Annotated in this window: 18 protein-coding genes; 12 read left to right on the top strand and 6 right to left on the bottom strand. The window is 66.6% G+C overall.

Annotation, left to right across the window (positions count from 1 at the left end; all coding sequences use genetic code 11):
• Nucleotides 1–119: 119 nt before the first annotated feature.
• The 3 genes from LFT46_RS08325 to LFT46_RS08315 form a co-directional block, all read right to left on the bottom strand.
• Nucleotides 120–1,472: a DUF4192 family protein gene (locus LFT46_RS08325; protein WP_236821803.1), complete on the bottom strand. Its 1,353-nt coding sequence runs from the start codon at nucleotides 1,470–1,472 to the stop codon at nucleotides 120–122.
• Nucleotides 1,473–1,578: 106 nt separating this feature from the next.
• Entirely contained in the window at nucleotides 1,579–2,925 is a 1,347-nt protein-coding gene (locus LFT46_RS08320) for an MFS transporter (protein ID WP_236802057.1), read from the bottom strand.
• 51 nt (nucleotides 2,926–2,976) lie between these two features.
• Nucleotides 2,977–3,915: a proteasome assembly chaperone family protein gene (locus tag LFT46_RS08315; RefSeq protein ID WP_236821802.1), complete on the bottom strand. Its 939-nt coding sequence runs from the start codon at nucleotides 3,913–3,915 to the stop codon at nucleotides 2,977–2,979.
• A gap of 256 nt (nucleotides 3,916–4,171) precedes the next feature.
• Between LFT46_RS08315 and LFT46_RS08310 the strand changes: the two genes are divergently transcribed.
• From LFT46_RS08310 to LFT46_RS08290, 5 genes are all read left to right on the top strand, one after another.
• Nucleotides 4,172–5,695 carry a leucyl aminopeptidase gene (locus tag LFT46_RS08310; RefSeq protein ID WP_236821801.1) on the top strand — a complete coding sequence of 508 codons (1,524 nt, stop codon included), beginning with the start codon at nucleotides 4,172–4,174 and terminating at the stop codon, nucleotides 5,693–5,695.
• Nucleotides 5,696–5,955: 260 nt separating this feature from the next.
• Nucleotides 5,956–7,341 carry a dihydrolipoyl dehydrogenase gene (gene lpdA, locus LFT46_RS08305; RefSeq protein WP_236802054.1) on the top strand — a complete coding sequence of 462 codons (1,386 nt, stop codon included), beginning with the start codon at nucleotides 5,956–5,958 and terminating at the stop codon, nucleotides 7,339–7,341.
• A 114-nt stretch (nucleotides 7,342–7,455) separates the two neighbouring features.
• On the top strand, nucleotides 7,456–9,228 hold the full coding sequence (sucB, locus tag LFT46_RS08300; RefSeq protein WP_236821800.1) for a 2-oxoglutarate dehydrogenase, E2 component, dihydrolipoamide succinyltransferase: 1,773 nt from the start codon (nucleotides 7,456–7,458) through the stop codon (nucleotides 9,226–9,228).
• A 160-nt stretch (nucleotides 9,229–9,388) separates the two neighbouring features.
• Nucleotides 9,389–9,742 (top strand): hypothetical protein, encoded by a 354-nt coding sequence (locus LFT46_RS08295; RefSeq protein WP_236802052.1) that lies wholly within the window; start codon nucleotides 9,389–9,391, stop codon nucleotides 9,740–9,742.
• 136 nt (nucleotides 9,743–9,878) lie between these two features.
• Entirely contained in the window at nucleotides 9,879–10,307 is a 429-nt protein-coding gene (locus LFT46_RS08290) for an OsmC family protein (protein ID WP_236802051.1), read from the top strand.
• Nucleotides 10,308–10,389: 82 nt separating this feature from the next.
• Here the strand turns inward: LFT46_RS08290 and LFT46_RS08285 are convergent, their stop codons facing one another.
• On the bottom strand, nucleotides 10,390–13,911 hold the full coding sequence (locus tag LFT46_RS08285) for a S41 family peptidase (RefSeq protein ID WP_236821799.1): 3,522 nt from the start codon (nucleotides 13,909–13,911) through the stop codon (nucleotides 10,390–10,392).
• A 73-nt stretch (nucleotides 13,912–13,984) separates the two neighbouring features.
• Here LFT46_RS08285 and LFT46_RS08280 point away from each other — a divergent pair, with 73 nt between their 5' ends.
• Nucleotides 13,985–14,887 carry a TIGR01777 family oxidoreductase gene (locus tag LFT46_RS08280; protein WP_236821798.1) on the top strand — a complete coding sequence of 301 codons (903 nt, stop codon included), beginning with the start codon at nucleotides 13,985–13,987 and terminating at the stop codon, nucleotides 14,885–14,887.
• A gap of 79 nt (nucleotides 14,888–14,966) precedes the next feature.
• Here LFT46_RS08280 and LFT46_RS08275 read toward each other — a convergent pair whose 3' ends face one another.
• Nucleotides 14,967–16,694, bottom strand: a complete 1,728-nt coding sequence (locus LFT46_RS08275; protein WP_236821797.1) for a serine/threonine-protein kinase — start codon at nucleotides 16,692–16,694, stop codon at nucleotides 14,967–14,969.
• Between the two features lie 135 nt (nucleotides 16,695–16,829).
• On the opposite strand from LFT46_RS08275, the gene lipB reads away from it, so the two are divergent.
• From lipB to LFT46_RS08250, 5 genes are all read left to right on the top strand, one after another.
• Entirely contained in the window at nucleotides 16,830–17,498 is a 669-nt protein-coding gene (gene lipB / locus LFT46_RS08270) for a lipoyl(octanoyl) transferase LipB (RefSeq protein ID WP_236802047.1), read from the top strand.
• Nucleotides 17,495–18,514, top strand: coding sequence for a lipoyl synthase (gene lipA / locus LFT46_RS08265; RefSeq protein ID WP_236821796.1), 1,020 nt, complete (start codon nucleotides 17,495–17,497; stop codon nucleotides 18,512–18,514). Before lipB ends, lipA begins: the two co-directional genes overlap by 4 nt.
• An 88-nt stretch (nucleotides 18,515–18,602) precedes the next feature.
• Nucleotides 18,603–19,355, top strand: a complete 753-nt coding sequence (locus LFT46_RS08260) for a DUF4191 domain-containing protein (RefSeq protein ID WP_236802045.1) — start codon at nucleotides 18,603–18,605, stop codon at nucleotides 19,353–19,355.
• A 97-nt stretch (nucleotides 19,356–19,452) separates the two neighbouring features.
• Nucleotides 19,453–19,806, top strand: a complete 354-nt coding sequence (locus LFT46_RS08255; RefSeq protein WP_236821795.1) for a DUF3817 domain-containing protein — start codon at nucleotides 19,453–19,455, stop codon at nucleotides 19,804–19,806.
• Between the two features lie 49 nt (nucleotides 19,807–19,855).
• On the top strand, nucleotides 19,856–20,782 hold the full coding sequence (locus LFT46_RS08250; protein WP_236821794.1) for a DMT family transporter: 927 nt from the start codon (nucleotides 19,856–19,858) through the stop codon (nucleotides 20,780–20,782).
• A 10-nt stretch (nucleotides 20,783–20,792) separates the two neighbouring features.
• Here LFT46_RS08250 and LFT46_RS08245 read toward each other — a convergent pair whose 3' ends face one another.
• Nucleotides 20,793–21,230, bottom strand: coding sequence for an RDD family protein (locus LFT46_RS08245; RefSeq protein ID WP_236802042.1), 438 nt, complete (start codon nucleotides 21,228–21,230; stop codon nucleotides 20,793–20,795).
• A 285-nt stretch (nucleotides 21,231–21,515) separates the two neighbouring features.
• Here LFT46_RS08245 and glnA point away from each other — a divergent pair, with 285 nt between their 5' ends.
• Nucleotides 21,516–22,940 (top strand): type I glutamate--ammonia ligase, encoded by a 1,425-nt coding sequence (gene glnA / locus LFT46_RS08240; protein ID WP_236821793.1) that lies wholly within the window; start codon nucleotides 21,516–21,518, stop codon nucleotides 22,938–22,940.
• The last annotated feature ends 36 nt before the right edge of the window (nucleotides 22,941–22,976 follow it).

The raw sequence follows: 22,976 nt of genomic DNA, 5'->3' as shown, positions 1-22,976 counted from the left end.
TGCCTGGATCCGGCCTCCCCCGCTTCGATCCGGTCCGGCCACCTGCTGAAGGTCTTGCCCATGCCGGGCGGCGCATCCCGCTCCTTACTCCGGCCGGGCGCCCCTCACAGCTCCCACTTTCACCCGGCAGTGTCCTCCCCGAACTTCTGCCAGGCGGCCTCCTTTCTCGCCGCCCAGCCACAGAGCGTGCCCCTGCCAACGAGGTCCAGCAGGAGTTCCGCAAGCCGGTAATCCGGGTCAAGTTCGAGGGCCTGTCCCAGGTGTGCAGCAGCATAGGAACCCCGGCCGCGGCACCATGCCACCCAGCCACGCATGGTCAACGCCGCCGCGGCAGCCTGCCCACCCAGCACAGCCAGATTTCCCAGGATCCGGTCCAGCGCGTCCAGGCCTTCCCAGTCGGGGACGTTCGGCGCCACGCCCATAAGCACCTCGCCGTACCCGGCAGGAACGGGACCGGGGCCGACCGGGGTGCCACTCCCGGCAGGAACGGAGCGTAAAGGGGCCCCGTTCCCCGTCCGGCGCGGCGGCCCCAGGGCAGGAGCCCTTCCTCCCGCCTCTTCCGCCGCTGCCGCCCCCGGTTTGCCCGCCGCCGAGGCCCGGTGTGGGTTCGGCGGCAGCACCGGCAGGGACACGACGGCCTCATCGGCACCGCCCCCGCCATTTCCGTCAGCAAATACCTTGAACTGTTCAGCCCCGGCTTCCGCAGCGTTCCTGCCCGCCGCAGCCATCACCATCACGGCGTCCCGCCACGTGGGAACCAGCAGCGTGGCCCGAAGAAAGGCATCCCGCTCGATATCAGGCAGCCAGGCAACCGGTGGGGTCCGGTCCAGCAGCATCTGCCAGAAGCCGAGCACGGCAGAGAACTGCGCGCGGCTTCGGGACAGCCCGCCCAACTCCTCCTCCCAGCCGGCCTGTGCTTCACGGACCGCTGCCAGGTGCATGGCAGGCACCGGCGCTTCCGGCACGCTGCCTGACCTTGGCGCCGGCCCCACGCTGCTGCCGCGGTAGACCATCTCGGCGTTCAGCATGCTGTCCCTGATCTCCTGCACGGGCCGCCCCGGCAGCGGACAACACGAACCGTCGCTGCACAGGGCATCCCGCCAATAGACATCGCCCACGAACCAGGCAGCACGCACCGGCATCCCGGCCTGCTCGAGGGAACACTGCACGGTGGAAATCAGGAGGTCGTAGGCACTCGGCGGGACCATTCCTGCGTCGCTGGTGAAGACGGCCAGCAGCGCGCCGTCGGCATCCTGGTCCGACTCAAGGTAACGGCGGACGGCGTCGGCGAACCCGAAAGGAGCGGCCTGCCCTGCAGGTGTCGGAAGGTCAAGCCGCAGTGTGGCGCCAAGGGTAGTGCCGTGCAGCGTCATGGCCACCAGGCTGGAAGCCGGCCAGTACCCCAGGCTGTGTGGAATGAAGCCAAGAATGTCTTCCGGCCCGCGGACTGTTAATCGTTCTGGAGCTGTCATGGCTCCAGCTTTCTCCGACCACAGCACGGGCTGGCAGGGCTCAGTTCAGCTATGTGGGCAAACAGTCCGGTGGAGGAACAGTGGCAGAGGAAGGAACAGGCATGCCTCAGTCGTCGCTGCGCACTGGCTGGCGGCGGCGCGCCAGGCTTTCCCGGCGCTGCCGGGCCAGGGCACTGCGCAGCGGCGGCACCACAATCCCCTGGGCGGCCATCTGCCGGCGCACCTTCCGCCGCGAGGCCACGATGGCGGCGGCGCCCAGGGCCAGGAGCAGGAACTGGACGCTCAGGGCCAGCCGGAAGGGATCCAAACCGTACAGCACCCCCTGCGAGAATCCGGTGGCGTAGAGGAGGTCCAGCACCAGGCCGATAAGGAAGATGGACACCAGGGCAGCAATGAAGCCGCCAACGTTCACGATCCCGGTGGCGGTGCCGATCCGGTGTGCCGGATTAAACGTCCGGGCGAAATCGAAGCCGATCATCGAACCGGGGCCGCCGATGGCAAGCACCACCACCAGTCCCGCCAGCAGCCACAGCGGAGCCCGCCCGGGCAGGATCAGTACCGCAGCCCAGGCCACTGCGGTGGCGCCGGCAATCAGCAGCACCATGGTGGAGCGGCGCAGTGGGTGGCGCGAGACGAAACGTCCGATGAAGGGGCCCGCCGCCATGGCCGCGGCGACATAGAGCGCCATCAGGGCGGCAACAGTGCCTGCGTCCAGGCCCTGCCCGGAAATCAGGAACGGGTAGCCCCAGGTCATGGCAAAAACGGTGCCGCTGAACTGGATGGTGAAATGGCTCCACATCCCCAGCCGCGTGCCGGGCTGCCGCCAGGCCCGGGCCAGCGATGCCCCCGTTGCCCGGAGCCCCTGGCGGGCCTGCGGCCGCTCGGTGCCAGGGGGAGCGTCCTGGAGCAGCAGGACCACCAGTACGACGGCGAGCGCGGACATCCCTGCCAGCATCAGGAAAGCGGGGGTCCAGCCGGACAGGTGCAGGACCATGGCGAAGGGCAGGACACTGAACAGCTGTCCCAGCTGGCCGGACATACCGGTGAGCTGGGTCACGAGCGGGACGCGGGCGGGGGCGAACCACAGCGGGATCAGCCGGATGACGGAGATGAACGTCATTGCATCGCCGGCACCCACCAGGACACGGCCCAGGACTCCCCCGGGAATACTGTCCGCAAACGCCAGCTGCAGCTGTCCCAGCCCCATCAGGACCGCACCGCCGGCAATCATCACCCGCGAACCAAGCCGGTCCACCAACAGGCCCACGGGAATCTGGAGCCCGGCGTAGACCAGCAGCTGCAGGACAGTGAAAAAGGAGATGGCGGACGCCGTGGCGTGGAAGCGCTCCGTGGCTTCAAGGCCCACCACGCCGAACGAGGTCCGCTGCGCCACGGCCACCAGGTACCCGAAAATTCCAATGGTCCAGATAAGCCAGGCGCGGGGTGCAGTCACCACTACATTATGCCCGGCGGGACGCCGCTTTCCCGGAAGTTGTGACCAGCGCTACTGCCCCGGGTTCTCCCTGGCCAGGTAGGCCTCCACGGCGGCGCCGAGGTCGTCGGCGTCGGGCAGCTCGTCGTTCTCGTTGGCCAAAAGCGACCGGCGCACGATGCCGTCCGATTTTTCGTCGTACCGGGTTTCGAGGCGGGACACCACCTGCTGGACTTCCTCAGACGTTTCGATCTGCTCGGCGATCTGGCGGCTGACCTCGCGGCCCGATTCGCGGAGCCGGTCGGTGGGCAGCATCAGGGACGTGGCGGCGCCAAGGTACTCCAGACCGGCGACGGCGGCAGTGGGGTACTCGGCCTCGGCAAGGTAGTGGGGCACGTGGATGACGTAACCGGCGACGTTGCGTCCGGCTTCCACCAGCCGCAGCTCCAGGATGTGGCCGACGGCGGCGGGAACTTCAACGGTGGGCTTCCACACTGAGATGCCCTCGATGAGTTCGGGCCGGTTCCCTTGCACCGTCACCCCCACGGGGCGGGTATGTGGCACGGGCATGGGGATGGAGTGGATCCAGGTGACGAGGTTGACGTCCAGCTTCTCCACGATGTTTACGACGGCGCGGGCGAAGCGTTCCCACTGCAGGTCGGGCTCGAAGCCGGCCAGGAGCAGGAACGGCTTTCCCAGTCCGTCAACCAGCCGGTAAAGGGCCAGCCGGGGCTCCTGGTAGTCCTGGATGTGGTCCTCGACGAAGCTCAGGTGCGGGCGCCGTGACCTGTAGTCGATCAGCTGGTCGGCATCGAAGACCGCAACGGGCTGGGCATCGAGGGAGTCCAGCAGCTCTGCATTGATCTGCTTCACCACGTGGCCGGCATCGGCAAATCCGGTGAAACCCATCACCAGGTTCAGCCCCTGGAGTTCCGGGCTGTGGAACAGCTCGATGTTGCTGGCATAAAGCGCGTCGGGGTCCAGCAGGGAGCCGGAAATCCGTTCAAGCACGGCATGTTCCTTTCAGGGGTGCGGGTGGACATCATTCATAACGCGGCAGGGACACCCGGCATTCCATCGGCCGGTGTGGCGCACCTCTCAGGAAATTCTCCCGCGGTGCCGGGGAAGGGCTACGATCGGAACTGGCCTGCCAGGCGGGCTTGCACGCACCCGGGAACCGTCCAGAACGGCCGGATCCGGGCCACCATGGCAGAGCGCCCAACATGCATCCCTGCCCGAACGTTTCGAGAATTGAGGACTCATCCCTGTGGTCAAGAATACTGAAGTCAACCTTAGTACCGTCGCGCGGGACCTTAAGAAGAACCCCAGTGACGCAGTGGTCATCGGAGTGGGCCAGGGAACCGACGGCCCCGTCCTGTTGGAGAACCCCCTGACGGCGAAGTCCGCGGAGGCCCTCGGGGACTCGCTCAAGGCGCTGGGTGTCACCGGCGCCGCGGACCAGCTGGTCCGCCTGCCGGGGCTGCCCGAAACCGGGGCAGGCATCCTGGTCCTGGCCGGCGTCGGCAAGGTTCCCGCCACCGGACCGCTCACGGGCGAGTCGCTCCGCCGGGCAGCAGGATCGGCCGTCCGGCAGCTGGCCGGCCTGCCCACGGTCACTTTGGCATTCCCGACGGCGACGGTGCAGGACGTCACGGCCGTCGCCGAGGGCGCCGCGCTGGGCGCCTACTCCTTCACCGAGTTCCGGTCTTCCTCCGACGGACTTAAGGACCCGGTGCGCAATGCCGTCATCTTCACCGAACTGGCCGGCACCCCGGAGCTGGAGGTGGCGCTGAAGCGGGCCGGCCTAGTGGCCAAGGCTGTTAACGCCACCCGGTCCCTGGTCAACACCCCGCCGAGCCACCTATACCCCGAATCGTTCGCCGAGGCCGCCAAGGACCTGGCCAAGGGACTGCCCGTCAAAGTCACGGTCTGGGACGAGAAGCGCCTCGAGAAGGAAGGTTTCGGCGGCATCATGGGCGTGGGCAAGGGATCCACGCGCCAGCCGCGGCTGGTCAAGGTCGAATACTCCCCCGCCAAGGCCACTGCCAAGGTCGCCCTCGTGGGCAAGGGGATCACCTTCGACACCGGCGGAATCTCCCTTAAGCCGGCCCTCAACATGGGCGACATGAAGAGCGACATGGCCGGTGCCGCCGTCGTACTTAACACTGTCCTGGCCATCGCCGGCCTGGGCCTGCCCGTTAAAGCGACCGCCTGGCTCTGCATCGCAGAGAACATGCCCGGGGGCGGCGCCTCACGTCCTGCCGACGTCCTGACCATGTTCGGTGGCAAGACGGTGGAGGTCCTCAATACCGACGCCGAGGGCCGCCTGGTCATGGCGGACGGCATTGTCGCCGCGAGCCGCGAATACCCGGACGCCATCATCGACGTCGCAACCCTCACCGGCGCGCAGCTGATCGCCCTCGGCAACCGCACCGCCGGCGTCATGGGCTCGGACAGCGTCACGGGCGCGCTCAAGGCGGCGGCGGACCGTGCAGGCGAGCTGGTCTGGCCCATGCCCCTGCCGGAGGAACTGCGACCCACCCTGGACTCCCAGGTGGCCGACCTGGCCAACATCGGCGAACGCCACGGCGGAATGATGACCGCCGCCGTGTTCCTGCGCGAGTTCGTGGGTAAGGACAAGGCAGGCGAACAGATCCCCTGGGCGCACATCGATATTGCAGGACCTTCCTTTAATAATGGCAGCCCGTACGGCTACACGCACAAGCAGGGCACCGGCTGCACCGTCCGTACCCTGGTTGCCTACGTGGAGGACATCCTGGCCGCCTCCTAGGTGCCCCTGGGCAGTTACAGCCACTGCCACGCGGCCCTGCGGCGCAGGTGATTCCTGTGCCACAGGGCCGCGTGACACTGGACACAAGCGCTCCACAAACGCAGTGCCAAGGTGGAGCATGGATAGGTGGTTCGCTAAGGTGAACCACGGTAGTCACAAATGCAAGAGAGTTGCCCTGCTGACATAATCACGGCAGTGCAAGTTCCAAGACCAGATGATGCGCGCTGATCGCGTCATCGTTCACGCGAGGGAGCGTTTAAGTGGCCGATCAGGCAACTGCGCAAGAATTCGACATCCTGGTACTCGGTGGCGGCAGCGGCGGATACGCTGCAGCGCTGCGTGCGGTACAGCTCGGCCTCACCGTCGGCCTCGTGGAGAAGGCCAAGCTGGGCGGCACCTGCCTCCACAACGGCTGCATCCCCACCAAGGCCCTGCTGCACTCCGCAGAGCTGGCCGACCACGCCCGTGACTCCGCCAAGTACGGCGTGAACGTCACCCTCGACGGCATCGATATCAACGCCGTCAACGCGTACAAGGACGGCATCATCGCCGGCAAGTACAAGGGCCTGCAGGGCCTGATCAAGTCCAAGAAGGCCATCACCGTCATCGAGGGTGAAGGCAAGCTGCAGGGCACCGACACCATCGTGGTGAACGGCACCGCCTACAAGGGCAAGAACATCGTCCTGGCCACCGGCTCCTACTCGCGCACCCTTCCCGGCCTGGAAATCGGCGGCAAGGTCATCACCTCCGACCAGGCCCTCACCATGGACTTCATTCCGAAGAGCGCCATCATCCTGGGCGGCGGCGTCATCGGCGTCGAGTTCGCCTCGGTGTGGAAGTCGTTCGGCGTGGACGTGACCATCGTCGAAGGCCTGCCCTCCCTCGTTCCCAACGAGGACGCCACGATCGTCAAGAACTTCGAGCGTGCCTTCAAGAAGCGCGGCATCAAGTTCTCCACCGGCGTCTTCTTCCAGGGCGTCGAGCAGAATGACGACGGCGTCAAAGTCACCCTGGTGGACGGCAAGACCTTCGAAGCGGACCTGCTGCTGGTCGCCGTCGGCCGTGGCCCCGTCACGGCCAACCTGGGCTACGAGGAAGCCGGCGTCACCATCGACCGCGGCTTCGTCATCACCAACGAGCGACTGCACACCGGCGTGGGCAACATCTATGCCGTCGGTGACATCGTCCCCGGCGTGCAGCTGGCCCACCGCGGCTACCAGCAGGGCATCTTCGTGGCCGAGGAGATCGCCGGCCTGAAGCCCGTGGTGGTCGAGGACATCAACATCCCCAAGGTCACCTACTCCGAACCAGAGATCGCCACCGTCGGCTACACCGAGAAGGCTGCCAAGGAAAAGTTCGGCGAGGACCAGGTGCAGACCCAGGAATACAACCTGGCCGGCAACGGCAAGAGCTCCATCCTTGGCACCTCGGGCCTGATCAAGCTGGTCCGCCAGAAGGACGGCCCCGTGGTGGGCGTCCACATGATCGGTGCCCGCATGGGCGAGCAGGTGGGCGAGGCCCAGCTGATCGTGAACTGGGAAGCCTACCCGGAGGATGTGGCACAGCTGGTGCACGCCCACCCCACCCAGAACGAAGCCCTCGGCGAAGCCCACCTGGCGCTGGCCGGCAAGCCGCTCCACGGCTGATTTTCGCCAGCATTACCAGGCCCGGTGCACCCGGTCGCGCAGACCGGGTGCACTAGGCTTCCAACAAGGCAGCAACCATTCGCACTAAAGATCAATAAGGAGAACGGGGACGACATGTCTGAATCCGTTAACTTGCCCGCCCTCGGTGAGAGTGTCACCGAAGGAACCGTCACCCGCTGGCTCAAGCAGGTAGGTGACCGGGTAGAGGTGGACGAGCCGCTGCTCGAAGTCTCCACCGACAAAGTAGACACTGAAATCCCCTCTCCTGTAGCTGGCGTGATTGAAGAAATCCTGGTCGCTGAAGATGAGACCGCCGAGGTAGGTGCGCCGCTGGTGCGCATCGGTGACGGCTCCGGCGGCGGTTCCGCACCCGCTGAAGCTCCCGCGGCTGCCCCCGCCGAAGAGGCACCTGCAGCTGCTCCCGCACAGGAAGCACCCGCCGAAGCAGCCCCCGCGCAGGAGGCACCCGCCCAGGAAGCACCCGCTGCAGGCGGCGGCGAAAGCCACGAGGTCACCCTCCCCGCACTCGGCGAAAGCGTCACCGAAGGCACCGTGACCCGCTGGCTGAAGGCCATTGGCGATTCCGTCGACGTTGACGAGCCGCTGCTCGAAGTCTCCACCGACAAGGTGGACACCGAGATCCCCTCCCCCGTTGCCGGCACCCTGCAGGAAATCCGGGTCAACGAGGACGAAACGGCCGAGGTGGGCTCCGTACTCGCCGTCATCGGCTCGGGCGCTCCCGCTGCCGCGGCTCCGGAGGCTGCACCCGCCGCTCCCCAGCAGGAAGCCCCCAAGCCCGCACCGGCAGAGTCCGCTCCCGCGCAGACCGCTCCCGCCCAGGCTGTTCCTGCCCAGCAGGCCCCTGAGCAGGCTGCACCGCAGGCTGCCCCGGCTCCCGCCGCCCAGGCTCCCGCTGCTCCGCCAGCCCAGGAAGCAGCTCCGGCCGGCGGATCCGAGTCCGGCTACGTCACCCCCCTGGTCCGCAAGCTTGCCAACCAGCACGGCGTGGACATCTCCAGCCTCTCCGGCACCGGTGTTGGCGGCCGCATCCGCAAGCAGGATGTCATCGCCGCCGCCGAGGCCAAGGCTGCCCCCGCTCCCGCCGCTGCTCCGGCAGCAGCCCCCGCCGCGTCCGCCCCGGCTGCAGCCGGTGCAGCCTCGTCGCTGCGCGGCACCACCCAGAAGGCTCCCCGCATCCGCCAGGTCATCGCCCGGCGCATGCGCGAGTCGCTGGAAATCTCCACCCAGCTGACCCAGGTCCACGAAGTGGACATGACCAAGGTCGCCAAGCTTCGTGCCCGCGCCAAGAACTCGTTCCAGGCCCAGAACGGCACCAAGCTGACCTTCCTGCCCTTCATCGCCAAGGCAGTTGCCGAGGCCCTCAAGCAGCACCCCAAGCTCAACGCTGCCTACGACGAGGAAAAGCAGGAGATCACCTACCACAACGCCGAGCACCTGGCGATCGCCGTCGACACGGACAAGGGCCTCCTGGTTCCGGTCATCGCGGACGCCGGTAACCTGAATCTCGCCGGCCTGGCCGGCAAGATCGCCGACGTTGCTTCCCGCACCCGCGACGGCAAGATCGGTCCGGATGAACTGTCCGGCGGCACGTTCAGCATTACCAACATCGGTTCGGTTGGAGCGCTGTTCGATACCCCGATCATCAACCAGCCGCAGGTCGGCATCCTGGGCACCGGCGCCATCGTCAAGCGCCCCGTGGTGGTTGCTGACGAAAACGGCGATGACTCGATCGCCATCCGCTCCATGATGTACCTGTCCCTGACGTACGACCACCGCCTGGTGGACGGCGCCGATGCAGGCCGGTTCCTCCAGACCCTGAAGGCACGCCTGGAGGAAGGCGCGTTCGAAGCGGACCTGGGACTGTAACCAACAAAGGGTCCAACGACGGCGGCGCCGGCGCGGGTGGGAAACCTCCCGCAGCCGGGGCCGTCGTCGTGGTTTAACCCAAACTCCCGCCAGCCCGCCGCGGTCCGGGAACCGCGTGGCTTTGCTACAGGCGGTAGAAATGACTGGCTAAGCTGGAGCCATGAACATTCTCTTCAACATCCTGGTCTTCCTGCACGTCGTCGGGGCCGCCATGATCGTGGGCTACTGGATTGCCACGATGCGGACCCCCACCGTGCATCCGCGCCAGCGTGACGGCGCCTTCCTGCAGCTGCTCACCGGCATCGCCATGATGGGCATCCTCCCGTTCCTGCCGGACTCCAATCCGAACTACGCCAAGCTGGGCATCAAGTTCGTCATCGCCATCGTGGTGGCAGTCCTGGCGGTCATCGGCTCACGCAAGGTCAAGAACGGGCAGCCCGTCTCCACCGGACTCGCGCACGGCGTCGGTGGCCTGGCGCTGCTTAACATCGCCATTGCCACCATCTGGCAGTAAGCCCATGACGGGGAGCCGGTCATAATCCTCTGAGAGCGGACAACCCGTGCACCGGGGGTGGCTGGTCCCTAGGATGGGAAACGGTGGGGCCGGCAGCGGCTGCCGGCCCCGGATCGAACCGACGTTGAGGAGAGACATGGCTACAACACGCAACGCCCACACTGTATGGACCGGAAGCCTGACCGAGGGCTCGGGCAACACCACCCTGGACAGCTCGGGCCTGGGCACCTTCGATGTCACGTGGAAGGCCCGCACCGAAGCTGCCGGCGGCAAGACCAGCCCGGAAGAGCTCATCGCCGCAGCCCATTCAGCCTGCTTCTCCATGGCCTTCAGCCACGAACTGAGCCAGGCCGGCTTCACGCCCGAGGAGGTCAACACCAAGTCGGAGGTTGGTTTCCAGCCGGGCACCGGCATCACCGGCAGCCACCTCACCCTCAACGCCCGCATCCCCGGCATCTCGCAGGACGAGTTCCAGCGCATTGCCGAGGCCGCCAAGAAGGGCTGCCCCGTATCCCAGGCCCTGGCCGGCATCGAGATCACCCTCGACGCCACGCTGCAGTCCTAGCAGTCCCGGGCCCACCGGCCCTGCATAACGCGAAGGCCCTGTCCTTCCGGGAAACCGGAAGGACAGGGCCTTTTTGTTGTTCCTAGCGTCCCTGCGGGCGGGCCGGCAGCGGCGCAGGCAACAGCTTGCGGTAGCCGGAGCGGGCCGGCGGCCGGTCCGTGGGCAGCTCCTGGATCATCTCCTTGAGCGCCCCGATGCCGTATTCCAGCTGGGGATCGCGACCGGCCGCGTAGGCGTGCGGCGGGTAGGTCACTTCGATGTCGGGGTCAACGCCGTAGTTCTCCACGCTCCAGCCAACGCCGCCGCTGAACCAGTTGGCATAGCGGGGCTGGGTGACTCCGGTGCCGTCCGCCAGCGCAAACCGGTTGTCGATGCCCACCACACCGCCCCAGGTGCGCGTGCCGATGACCGGCCCGATGCCCCTGAGCTTTGACACCTGGGTGATGATGTCGCCGTCGGATCCGGCAAACTCGTCAGCCAGGATGATCACCGGCCCCCTCGGCGCGTGGTGCGGGTACGTGCGCGGCTTCTCCCCGCGCGGCATGCTCCACCCGGTCACCTTGCGGCCGATCAGTTCCGCGACGAGCTGCGAGGTGTGACCGCCACGGTTGCGGCGTACGTCCACGATGAGGCCGTCCAATGCTGTTTCCGTGTCGAGGTCACGGTGGAGTTGCGCCCAGCCGTTGGCCATCATGTCCGGGATGTGCAGGTAGCCAAAGGTTCCGTTGGAGGCTTCACGGACGGTCCGCCGGTTGCCGGCGACCCATTCCTGGTAGCGGAGGCGCTCTTCATCCTTGACAGGCACGACGGCGACCCGGCGTTGGGTGCCTTCGGCAGCACCGTGCCCGGAACCGTTGAGGAGGGTCAGCTCCACCGCGCGGCCTGCCGCTCCCACCAGCTGCATGGCCGGGGTGGTGCTTTCGGACAGCGGGACACCGTCAATCGCCAGCAGGATGTCCCCCGCTTTGGCGCCTACACCGGGCCTGGTCAACGGGGAGGTAGCCAGCGGATCGGAGGACTCGCCGGCCAGGATCCGGGTGATTTCCCAGCCATTGGCCGTGTGCGCGAGGTCGGCACCGAGGCGGCCCTGTCCACGGCTGCCGCGTTCGGTGACGGCGGCCGGACGAACGTAGGCGTGGGACGTCCCCAGTTCGCCGTGCAGTTCCCACAGCAGGTCCACCAGGTCGTCATGCGAACCCAGCCGTTCCACGATGGGGCGGTAACGGGCGTGGATGGAATCCCAGTCCTGCCCGGCCATGTCTTCGGTCCAGAAGAAGTCGCGCTGCAGCCGCCAGGCTTCGTCGAATGCCTGGCCCCAGACGCTGAGCGGGTCCAGCAGGACGCGGATCCGGCCCAGGTCAACCTTGACCAGCTTGCCCGATTCCTCGTCCGCCTTGGCGTCCGAAGGCACCACGGTCACCTGCTTGTCGGAAACCAGCACCACCTTGCTGCGGTCACCGGTCAGCCGGTAGCTGTCAACTGCATCGACCAGCGTGGTCTGCTTCCGCCGGACGATGTCGTAGCGGACCAGGCCTGGGCGGGCGTCCTTGTCCTCCTGGCTGGCCTTTCCGTCGCCGGTCACACCTGCCAGGACGGAATCGAGCCAGAGGAGTGCGCCGTCGACGGCCGCCAGCGAGCTGTAGTTGCCCTGCGGAACCGGAACTCCGATGACGCGGTGCGCCAGGCCCTCCGCATCCACTCGGACGCCAGGAGTGTCCTTCTCCCCTGCCTCGCCCTCGTCCGTGCCCTCCGCGTCCGCTTCCGGCTCCCCGCCGGCGGGGTCAACCGATGGACCGAAGGGCGACGGCGTGTCAGCGGCGAGTGCCACCAGGTACGGCTTGATGGGGCTGGGGAAGGAGAGGTCGAACGAATGCCCGTCGTACACGGGGTCGAAGCTGCGGTTGGACAGGAAGGCGAGGAACTTGCCGTCTGGAGTGAAGGCCGGTGAGGCATCGCGGAAGCGGCCGTCGGTGACGTCCACGGGGTCGGCGTCGAGCTGCTCCACAGTGGCCAGCCGAAGCCGGCTGCGCGAGCCAAAGGACGTGACGGGCTCGGACCACGCCAGCCAGCGGGAGTCCGCCGACCATGCCAATTCGGAAATGCTGCCTTCACCGATGCTGGCCACCGGGCTGAGGTGGCCGCTGCGGGTGTCCAGGACGTGCACGTCGCCGAAGGAGGTCCCAAGGGCAATCCACCGGCCATCCGGGCTGGGTTCGAGGGAACTGGCGCGCGAGGGCGTGGGAACAGTGATGCCTGCCTCTACTGCGGGCGGCAGGGCCTCCGCGGCGGTGGCCGTATCCTGTGGCGCAACGTCGGCCTGCTGCTCGTCGTCTGCCGGAGCGTGTGCTGCACTTCCCGCCAGCACCGCAGCCCCGGCTGCAGGAACGGGCTGGGGCAGGCTGACCGTTTCCAGCCCCTGGATGTCCTGCTTTTCCGCGTCCGGGGAATCGGGGGCTACGGCTGGAGCGCCGGACTTGCCGCTCCCTGCCGCCACCTGGGCAGAGTTGTGCGGGACGGGCGCTGCGATGTCCTTGATGTGGATGGCTTCAACACCGCCGTGATCGGCGATGTAGGCGATCCGGCCGTCGCCGAGGGGCCTGGGCAAGCGGCCCCGCACTCCGGGCGTGGCCTCGACGATCCGGGACGGCCCATCCTTGTGCCGCAGCCAGGAAATGGTCCCGTGCGATTCCACCGCGCTGGCGGCCCCTGTTGTGTCCGGGGCAACGGCGCCCAGGTGCTTGACGGCGTCGAGAAGGGCAGGACGCCTGGTCTGCGAGGCCGAGCCGAGGGTGATATCCAGCTTTTCCGCCTCCGAGCCGAGGTCCGGGAGTACCCAGAGTTCACCGGCGGACTCGAAGATGACGCGTTTGCCGTCGGTGGCGGCGTGCCGGACGTAGAAGTCCTGGTGGTCGGTGTGCCGGCGCAGGTCTTTTCCGTCGGGAAGCACCGAGTACAGATTGCCGTAGCCTTCGTGATCGGACAGGAAGGCGATCCGGCCGTCCACCCAGAGGGGGTCGGTGAGGTTGCCGTCAAGGTCGGGAAGGAGGCGCTCGAACTCACCGTTGCCGTCGCGGTCGATCCACAGCTTCCCGGCCGTGCCGCCGCGGTACCGCTTCCACCACGCCGGTTCCCGGGACAGCACGCTCGCCAGCACCACGGGGCGTTCATCGCCTACTTCGGGTCCATACGCCACTGACTCCACCGGGCCATAGGGAAGTTCCTGCGCCCAGCCGCCTTCAAACGGAACGCTGTAGGCGTGGGTGTGCCGGCTTTCAGCCTGGCGGAAGGCGCTGGTGACCACCACGGCGCCCCCGGCGGTGAATCCCTTGACCTTTGTAGTGCTGTGGCCAAAGTACGTGAGCTGCCTGTACCCGCCGCCGTCGACCTCTGCTGACACCACCTCCGGAGCCGTTCCCTGCACCACGGTCCACACCAGCCGCTTGCCGTCGGGGGTAAATCGCGGGTTGCGGGCAGGCAGCTGGAGCGACGAGACGCGCCAGGCACGGCCGCCGTCCAGGGGCGCAATCCACACGTCGTCCTCGGCCACGAAAGTGACCAGATCGCCGTGCAAATGCGGGAAACGGAAGTAGCTCGAAGAGGTCATCGTTCGATCATAGTCAACCCCTCCCCTGCCCCGCGGGAGGTACACAACCCGCGCTGGCGTGGTGTGATGGACCATGCACATTGTCATGGCCGGCGCCTCCGGGCTCATCGGCACCTCCATGTCCGCAGCCTTTCGCGATGCAGGCCACTCCGTAGTGACCCTGGTCCGGCGGCCACCTGCCGGCGCAAGCGAAGTCCGCTGGGATCCGGCGGCGGGCGTCCTCGACCCCTCGTCACTGGCCGGCGCCGACGCCGTGGTCAACCTTTCCGGCGCCGGCATCGGCGACAGGCCCTGGACGCGGAAGCGGGTGGAGGAGCTGTTCAGCTCCCGGTTGGGCCCCACCAGGACCTTGGTGCAGGCCATGGCGCGCATGGATACGCCGCCGAAAACCTTCATCAGCCAGTCGGCGTCTGGTTACTATGGCGACGCCGGCAATACGGTCCTGCGAGAGGACGCACCTGCAGGTTCCGGCACCTTGGCGCAGATCTGCGTCGAGTGGGAGCAGGCGGCGTTGGCGGCGCCGGCAGGTGTGCGCGTGGTGCTGGCACGCACGGGGGTGGTCTTCAGCCGTTCGGGCGGAGCGCTTGGCAAGCTGCTGCCACTGCTGCGGCTGGGCGTTGGCGGGCCCTTTGGCAACGGACGCCAGTTCTGGCCTTGGGTCACCCTTCCGGATGTTTCGGCTGCCTTCCTCTTCCTCCTCGACTCCACGGTCTCCGGTCCGGTCAACGTGACCGCACCTGAGCAGGCTGACGTCAACACGATTGTCGCGGCCCTGGCCCGCGCCCTGCACCGGCCTGCCGTGTTGCGCGTTCCGGCGCCTGTGCTGCGCACAGTGATGCCGGGCCTGGGCGAGGAGCTCCTGCTGTTCAGCCAGCGGATGGAGCCGGCAGCGCTGTCATCCGCCGGTTTCCGGTGGCAGCACGGGAGCCTGGAGGAGGCGGCACGCTGGGTGACGGCCAAGGACGGCCGGGCCTAGCTGAACTGACCCCGGTTGGAGGGTGGCGGCCTTCCGCCGGAAGATGCGCCGTCCGGCAGGAATCACTGCCCGGCAAGAATCACTGCCCGGCAAGGATCCCGCTGACGCGCCACTGGCCGTCCACGGAGACCAGGACCAACCGAAGGGGCTGCGGCCGGCTGGGTTCCCCGGTGGCAAGCACACTGTTCTCCGCGTCAACCGTGCTGTAGCCGGAGGTGGCGGACACCAGCCGGACGACGGCATGGTCCCGGGTGGCACCGCCTTCCGTTGCCACCTCGGCGAGTGTGGTGGTGAAGCCGGCCAGGCGGTGCCCGGTGGGGCGGAGCTGCGCGGCGATGCGCTCATCGGCTGCAGCTGCCGCGGAGTCGGGCGCGTTCACGTCCGCCAGCAGCTCAAGCCGGCCGCTGCTGAATGCGTGGTCCCGCAGCGCCGCCAGGCCCTCCACAGCAACGGCGGGATCAGCCGCAAGGGCCTCCTGCCTGGCGCGATCAACCGGCGCGGCGGCTCCTGTTCCTCCGTCCGAAGCGGTTTCGGTCGGGCGCGCAGCTGCCGGCAGCGAACCCGTTGCGGCAGTTTCTGACCACGGCGGCTGTCCGACGGCTGACAGCCACCACAGTCCGGCAGCCGCTGCGGCGATAGCCGGCAGGAGGGCACGTACCAGAGTCCTGGCCCGGGTTCTCCGCCCGGTTACGTGCCCGTCGGCGTGTTTCCCGTGGGGGACGGCGACGGGTCTTCCAGCATGTTTCCCCTGCGGCACAAGCGCGGCTTTCTTATCGACAGGCGGCAGTTGCTGGCCCATGGACTGGCGTTTGGACCGGCCCGCGGGCGGCATGCCGGATGACAGGGTAAAGGACAAGGCGCTCCAAGGGGACGTCGCGATGCGGCGGCGCAAAGCCTGCAGTTTGGTCCGGATACCGCCGCCCTTTGTACCAGGGGCAATGCGCCGCCGCGTCAGCAGCTCAGGCAGGACTGTGGGGTGTACGGCATCGGAGAGGTCCACCGGCTCCGGTTCTGCACTGCGGTACACAGCCGTAGCCAGTGCCACTGCATTGGGGCGCAGCCGCCGGTCCTCGTTCAGTCCTGCTTCCAGGGCTGCCGCGAGCTCCTTGGGGACGCCGGGAACCAGGAGGGACAGCGGCGGGCGGTCGGCAGTACGGCCGGGTGCAGCACCTGTCAGGCAGAACCAGCCAAGCGCGGCAGCGGAGTAGACGTCGCGTTCAGGCTGCAGTCCGGCGCGGACGGCATCGACCGGGGACGGATCAAGGAAGCCGGCCGTCCCTGCAGTCTCCGGACTGGCAGGATCCCCGAGCATCCGGGCAATGCCCAGGTCCGACAGCATGGGTTTGCCCTGCCCGGTAAACAGTACGTTCCCTGGGGAGACATCGGAGTGGGTAAACCCCTTGCCGTGAAGGTAGCCCAGGGCCTGTGCGATGGGCGTCAGGACGGTGACGGTCTCGCCCACGGTGAGCCTGCCGCGGGCCGCGACCAGCCGCGCCAGGGAGCCTCCGGCAGCGTAGTCCATGGTCAGCGCCGTGCCGCCGCCCGCATCGCCAATGCGCACGGCGTCATGGGCGCTGATCAGGTGCTGGTGGTCCAGGACCGAAAGGATCCGGATCTCCCGCCGCATTTCCTCCTCGGTGATGGCAGCGCTGCCCCTCGTCCTGCTACCGGCGGTCCGGAAGTACTTGAGCGCTACATCCCTGCCGGTCCGCCGTTCCCTGGCCAGCCACACGTCTGCGCTGCCGCCCCGTCCCAGGAGCCGGCCGACGTCGTAACCGGGGACCTCAGGTGCCTGTGCATCGTCCATGGTCCATGTCTAGCCGAATCCCGGCCCGGCTGCAGAAGTTATCCACAGCCTCGATTGCAGCAGTCACAATGGGGACGGCGGTGAGCTTGGACACTAAACCGGGCCAGCCCGGCTGCGGGGTCTAAGCTGGATGCCATGACTCTTGAGTTTTCACAGCTGGGTCTTGCCCCCAACTTTGTTGATTACATGGAAGGCTGGGATGCCCAGCGCGAACTCCATGACAAAGTTGTCGCCGGAGTTGCCCCCAGCACAGTCCTGCTTTTGGAGCACGCCGCCGTCTACACGGCCGGCAAGCTGACAGAGGACCATGAGCGCCCGTTTGACGGCACACCGGTGGTTCCGGTGGACCGCGGCGGCAAGCTCACCTGGCATGGGCCGGGACAACTGATCGCATACCCTATCCTGAAGCTGAAGAACCGCTCCGGCATCCGGGATTATGTGGAGCGCCTGGAAGAAATCATGATCACCGTCCTGGCGGATTACGGCATCAAGGCAGAGCGCATCAAGGGGCGGGCCGGCGTGTGGATTAAGGCAGATGCCAAGGGCCCGGACCGCAAGATCGCGGCCATCGGCATCCGCGTGCTCAACGGCGTCACCATGCACGGCGTGGCGATCAACTGCAGCAACGACCTGGCACCCTACGGTCAGATCATTGCCTGCGGCATCACCGACGCCGGGGTGACCACCATGTCCCTGGAAACGGGGCGGGAGATCACGCCCGCGGACATCGTGGACCGGTTCGTAGCGGAATTCCGCAAACATGAAGAAGCATTGGTTTCGAGCCCTGAAGGAGCTCTACTGTGACATTGGCACCTGAAGGCCGGAAGATGCTGCGGATCGAGCAGCGCAATGCTGCGGTCCCGGTGGAGCGCAAACCGGAATGGATCAAGGCCAAGGTCCAAATGGGCCCGGAGTTCGTCGGGCTGAAGAACCTGGTGAAAAAGGAAGGCCTGCACACCGTCTGCGAGGAAGCCGGCTGCCCCAACATCTTCGAATGCTGGGAAGACAAGGAAGCCACCTTCCTGATCGGCGGTTCCGAATGCACCCGCCGCTGCGACTTCTGCCAGATCGACACCGGAAAACCCTCACCCCTGGACCGGTTCGAACCCACCAAGGTGGCCCGCTCCGTCCAGTCCATGCAGCTCCGGTACGCCACCGTTACCGGCGTCGCCCGCGACGACCTCGAAGACGAAGGCGTGTGGCTCTACGCCGAAACCGTCCGCAAGATCCACGAACTGAACCCCGGCACCGGCGTCGAACTGCTCATCCCCGACTTCTCCGGCAACCCCGAACACATCAAAGCGATCTGCGACTCCAAACCCGAAGTCTTCGCCCACAACGTCGAAACCGTGCCCCGGATCTTCAAAAGGATCCGGCCCGCGTTCCGCTACGACCGCTCCCTGGACGTCATCACCCAGGGCCGGGCCCATGGGATGGTCACCAAATCCAACCTCATCCTGGGCATGGGCGAAACCCGCGAGGAAATCTCCGAAGCCCTCCGCGACCTCCACGCAGCAGGGTGCGACCTGATCACCATCACCCAGTACCTGCGCCCCAGCGAGCGGCACCTGCCCGTGGACCGCTGGGTCAAACCCCAGGAATTCGTCGACCTCCAGCACGAAGCCGAAGAAATCGGCTTCCTCGGCGTCATGTCCGGCCCCCTAGTCCGCTCCTCCTACCGCGCCGGCCGCCTCTGGGCCACCGCCATGCGCAAAAAAGGCCGCGACATCCCCGCCGAACTCGCCCACATCGCCGACGGCATCCAGGACTCCGGCACCACCCGCCAGGAAGCCGCCACCCTCCTGGCCGCCCACTCCTGACCTCGGTTTCTTGAAGTGGCCAAGGGCCGGACGCTGGAAGATTCCAGCGTCCGGCCCTTGCGTTTAAGTCACGTAGAATTGAGGCACTATGGCGAAATCCCCTGACTCCAGCAACTCCTCCTCCGCGGGCTCAAGCGCGGTGAAGCGCAGCATGTTCACGCGCAAGCCGAAGGAAGCAAAGGCCAAGAAGCCCAGCAGGCTCAAGCAGATCGGCGAGGTCTTCACCATGACCCGCCGCCACGACCCCATGGTTCCGTGGCTGATGCTCCTGGTCTTCCTGGGCGTTGTGGCTGTGAGCTTCCTGGTGGGCTTCTGGCTGGACAACTGGATCACCGGCCTGATCATCGGCATTCCGCTCGGCCTGCTGGCCGCAACCTTCATCCTGTCCCGGCGTGCCGAACGTGCCGCGTTCGCGCAGATCGAGAACCAGCCCGGCGCCTCCGGCGCTGCCCTGGGAACGCTCCGGAGGGGCTGGATCACCGAGGAACAGCCGGTGGCTGTCAACCCGCGCACGCAGGATGCCGTGTTCCGTGCGGTTGGCCGTCCCGGCGTCGTCCTTGTCAGCGAAGGCCCCACCCACCGGGTGAAGCCGCTGCTCGATGCTGAGCGCAAGCGCTTGGCGCGTATCCTCCCCAACGTTCCCGTGCACACGATCCAAACCGGGCGCGGCGAGGGGCAAGTGCCGCTGAGCCAGGTGGCCAAGCAGATGGGCAAGATGAAGAACGAACTGACCAAACTGGAAGTCAGCACCGTGTCCAAGCGCATCGCGTCCATGGGCAACAGGCTTCCCATTCCCAAGGGCATCGATCCCTACAAGGCCCGTCCCAACCGCGGGCGCTAGCCACGAGGACGCCCCGGTACCGGCACAGCCGGCCGCCGGGGCGTTTTTTCTTGCGCCCGGGCCTCATCCGAAATCAAGCTACGACAGGACTTAGACCATGCGCCTCAGGACATCCGCGATCCGCATCTTCCGCATCCTCGCCATCGCCGAGGCTTGCAGCTGGGCCGCGCTTCTGGTGGGAATGTACTTCAAGTGGATTGCCGGCACCACGGAGCTTGGTGTCGAAATCGCCGGGCCTGTCCACGGTGCGCTGTTCATCGGCTACGGGGTCGCCGCGCTCACGCTGTGGCGCCTGCAGCGCTGGCCGTTCCTGGTGGCTGCCCTGGCTGGCCTTTCCGCGGTCTTCCCGTTTGCCACCATCCTTTTTGAACGCTGGTCCGGCCGGCGCGGCCACCTCACAGCTTCACCGGCGGAAACGGCCGATGCTGGCCTTGAGCCCAGCCGGGCGTAGCCGAAAAGGACCCCGTAACTTGGAGTCGGTTAAGACAGGAAGGGACCCGGTGAAGGGCAGCCAGGGCCGCCGTCGGGTGGTGGCAGTCCTCTCCCTGCTCGGGGCCACGCTCTTCTGGGCGGGCAACTATGTGGTGGGCGCCGGCGCGGTCAAAAGCATCGATCCCCTGAGCTTGGTGTTCCTGCGGTGGGCCATTGCGCTGGTGCCGCTGCTGGTAATTGCCCAGGTGGTGGAGCGGCCGTCCTGGCGGTCCGTCCTGGCCGCGTGGCCCTGGCTGCTCGCGTTGAGCGTCTGCGGCCTGCTCGGCTACAACCTCCTCCTGTACTTGGCCCTGGAGCATACGGACGCGTTCAACGCATCGCTGATTAACGCGTTCAATCCGGCGCTGATCACGCTGGCCGCCGCGGTCTTCCTGCGCGAACGGCTCACCCCGCTGGCGGTGGCGGGCGTCCTGATGGCTCTGGCGGGCGTCCTGGTGGTCATCAGCGGAGGGAACGTAGGGCGCTTGATGGACACCGGTTTCGGCACCGGTGAGGTACTCATGGTGGGCGCCATCATTGTTTGGACGGCTTATACCATCACCGGCCGCTTGGCGCCGAAGATTCCGCCCATTACCGCGACTGCGGTCCAGGCAGCTGTGGTCGTGGGCATTCTGGGCCCGGTCCGCTTCGCCACGGGCGGCCTGGCGCTTCCCTCGACGGGCAACGGGATGGCATCACTGCTCTTTATCGCCATCTTCCCGTCAGTGCTGTCCTACCTGCTGTGGAACCGGGCCCTGACGGTCCTGCCTGCGGCCGGTGCGGGCGTCTTCCTCAACCTCATCACCGTCTTCACCGCGATCCTGACAACCCTCGCCGGACAGGTCCACACGATCGCCCAACTGGTGGGCGGCGCCGTCGTCATCGCCGGCGTAGTGGTGACCAACGCTCTGGCCTTCCGGCGGCAGGGACGGGCCGGGGAACGGCCGGAGGCGTAAGCGGGACCGGCTAGCGCCGGATCAGGAGCGTGTTCATGGCTTTGTCGTGCAGGCCGCGCTGGTCCGGGTCGAAGATCACGGCAGGGATCACCAGGCACAGAAGCACCGACCTGACCAGGGCCGCGAGTGGGCCAGGGGCACCGCCGCCGGGTTTGATCACAGCAATGCCCATTACGCGGTGGCCGATGCTGTAACCGAGGGTCCCCACCAGCAGGATCTGTTCAATGGCGAACACCGCCAGGGTGGCCCACGAGTCGCCGCCAAAGGCGAAGTTGCTGATGAGCAGTGCGATGCCCCAGTCGATGCAGAGGGCCACGATGCGCCGACCTGCCCGGGCGATGGACCCGGGACCGGACTCCGGGAGACCCAGCCGCTCCCCCGGATATTTCGAGATGCCGGAGGTGTCCGGTCCGCTGAGCCAGGAGCCAATATCTTTGCGATCTACCACCGTCCAAGTTTACCGATCAGGGAAGTATCGACGCGCCCACACTGTGGATGGGAGTCGACCAAAATGTGGACGGACGATAGCGTGGTCATAGCAGGGCATTCTGTAACCTGCCCGAAACAATGCGGACACGGACGGGAAATGCCGTATCCATAGGCTGTTAGCAGTTTCAAGCAATCCCCCGGCAGGTACGCGCAGCAGGGAAAACCCCGCGTTCTCCCTGCTTTTGGATTGCGCTGGATCATATGGCTTGCATGCCAGATATTTACATATGCGTTAGGAGCATAGATGTTCAAGACTGCGGACGAAGTCCTCAAGTTCATCAAGGACGAAGATGTAAAGTTCGTCGATATTCGCTTCACCGACCTCCCGGGCGTCCAGCAGCACTTCAACGTCCCCGCCAAGAGCGTCGACGCGGACTTCTTCGTCAACGGTCAGCTCTTCGACGGTTCCTCCATTCGCGGCTTCCAGGGCATCGCCGAATCTGACATGCAGCTGATCCCGGACGTCACCACCGCGTTCCTGGACACCTTCCGCATGGAGAAGACCCTCGCGCTGAACTTCTCGATCGTCAACCCGCGGACCGGAGACCCCTACCACCGCGACCCCCGAGGCGTGGCTGAGAAGGCTGAGGCCTACCTGGCCTCCACCGGCATCGCCGACACCGCGTTCTTCGCTCCCGAAGCCGAGTTCTTCGTGTTCGACAACGTCCAGTACCAGTCCTCGCCCCAGGGCAGCTTCTACAAGATCGACTCCGAGGAAGCCCACTGGAACACGGGCCGCGAGGAAGAGGGCGGCAACCTGGGCTACAAGACCCCCGTCAAGGGCGGCTACTTCCCGGTCTCCCCCACTGACAAGCAGGCTGACCTGCGCGACGCCATGTGTGTTGCCCTGGACGAAGCCAACCTCGAGGTCGAGCGCAGCCACCACGAAGTTGGATCCGCCGGCCAGGCCGAGATCAACTACAAGTTCACCACCCTGACCCACGCTGCGGATGACCTGCAGAAGTTCAAGTACGTCATCAAGAACACCGCTGACGCCTGGGGCAAGTCCGTCACCTTCATGCCCAAGCCGGTCTTCGGCGACAACGGCTCCGGCATGCACTGCCACCAGTCGCTGTGGAACGGTGGCGAGCCGCTGTTCTACGACGAGAAGGGCTACGCCGGCCTGTCCGACACCGCCCGCTGGTACATCGGTGGCCTGCTCAAGCACGCTTCCGCCGTCCTGGCCTTCACCAACCCGACGGTGAACTCCTACCGCCGCCTGGTCAAGGGCTTCGAAGCTCCGGTCAACATGGTCTACTCGCAGGGCAACCGCTCCGCCGGTATCCGTATCCCCATCACGGGTTCCAACCCGAAGGCCAAGCGCATCGAATTCCGCGCGCCGGACCCCTCCTCCAACCCGTACCTGGCGTTCGCTGCCCAGCTGATGGCCGGCATCGACGGCATCCGCAACCGCATCGAGCCGCCCGCTCCGATCGATAAGGACCTCTACGAGCTGCCCGCCGAGGAAGCCAAGGACATCCCCAAGGCTCCGGGTTCGCTTGAGGAAGCACTCGAGGCACTGCGCGAGGACAACGAGTTCCTGCAGGCCGGCGGCGTCTTCACCCAGGACCTGATCGACACCTGGATCGAGTACAAGTACGAGAACGAGATCCGCCCGCTGTCCCTGCGCCCGAACCCCTACGAGTTCGAGCTCTACTACGGCGTCTAGTCTGCGACCTGCCCCGCAGGACTGCTGAAACCGCGA

This window comes from Arthrobacter sp. FW306-07-I (assembly GCF_021800405.1).
Classification (GTDB): Bacteria; Actinomycetota; Actinomycetes; order Actinomycetales; family Micrococcaceae; genus Arthrobacter.
This window is presented reverse-complemented; position numbering and strand designations above follow the sequence as displayed.

Excerpts from the sequence above, each read along its gene's own strand:
- LFT46_RS08325 (WP_236821803.1), bottom strand. The coding sequence starts at position 1,472 with ATGACAGCTCCAGAACGATTAACAGTCCGCGGGCCGGAAGACATTCTT.
- sucB (WP_236821800.1), top strand. The coding sequence starts at position 7,456 with ATGTCTGAATCCGTTAACTTGCCCGCCCTCGGTGAGAGTGTCACCGAA.
- LFT46_RS08295 (WP_236802052.1), top strand. The coding sequence starts at position 9,389 with ATGAACATTCTCTTCAACATCCTGGTCTTCCTGCACGTCGTCGGGGCC.
- LFT46_RS08290 (WP_236802051.1), top strand. The coding sequence starts at position 9,879 with ATGGCTACAACACGCAACGCCCACACTGTATGGACCGGAAGCCTGACC.
- LFT46_RS08285 (WP_236821799.1), bottom strand. The coding sequence starts at position 13,911 with ATGACCTCTTCGAGCTACTTCCGTTTCCCGCATTTGCACGGCGATCTG.
- LFT46_RS08280 (WP_236821798.1), top strand. The coding sequence starts at position 13,985 with ATGCACATTGTCATGGCCGGCGCCTCCGGGCTCATCGGCACCTCCATG.
- LFT46_RS08275 (WP_236821797.1), bottom strand. The coding sequence starts at position 16,694 with ATGGACGATGCACAGGCACCTGAGGTCCCCGGTTACGACGTCGGCCGG.
- lipB (WP_236802047.1), top strand. The coding sequence starts at position 16,830 with ATGACTCTTGAGTTTTCACAGCTGGGTCTTGCCCCCAACTTTGTTGAT.
- LFT46_RS08260 (WP_236802045.1), top strand. The coding sequence starts at position 18,603 with ATGGCGAAATCCCCTGACTCCAGCAACTCCTCCTCCGCGGGCTCAAGC.
- LFT46_RS08255 (WP_236821795.1), top strand. The coding sequence starts at position 19,453 with ATGCGCCTCAGGACATCCGCGATCCGCATCTTCCGCATCCTCGCCATC.
- glnA (WP_236821793.1), top strand. The coding sequence starts at position 21,516 with ATGTTCAAGACTGCGGACGAAGTCCTCAAGTTCATCAAGGACGAAGAT.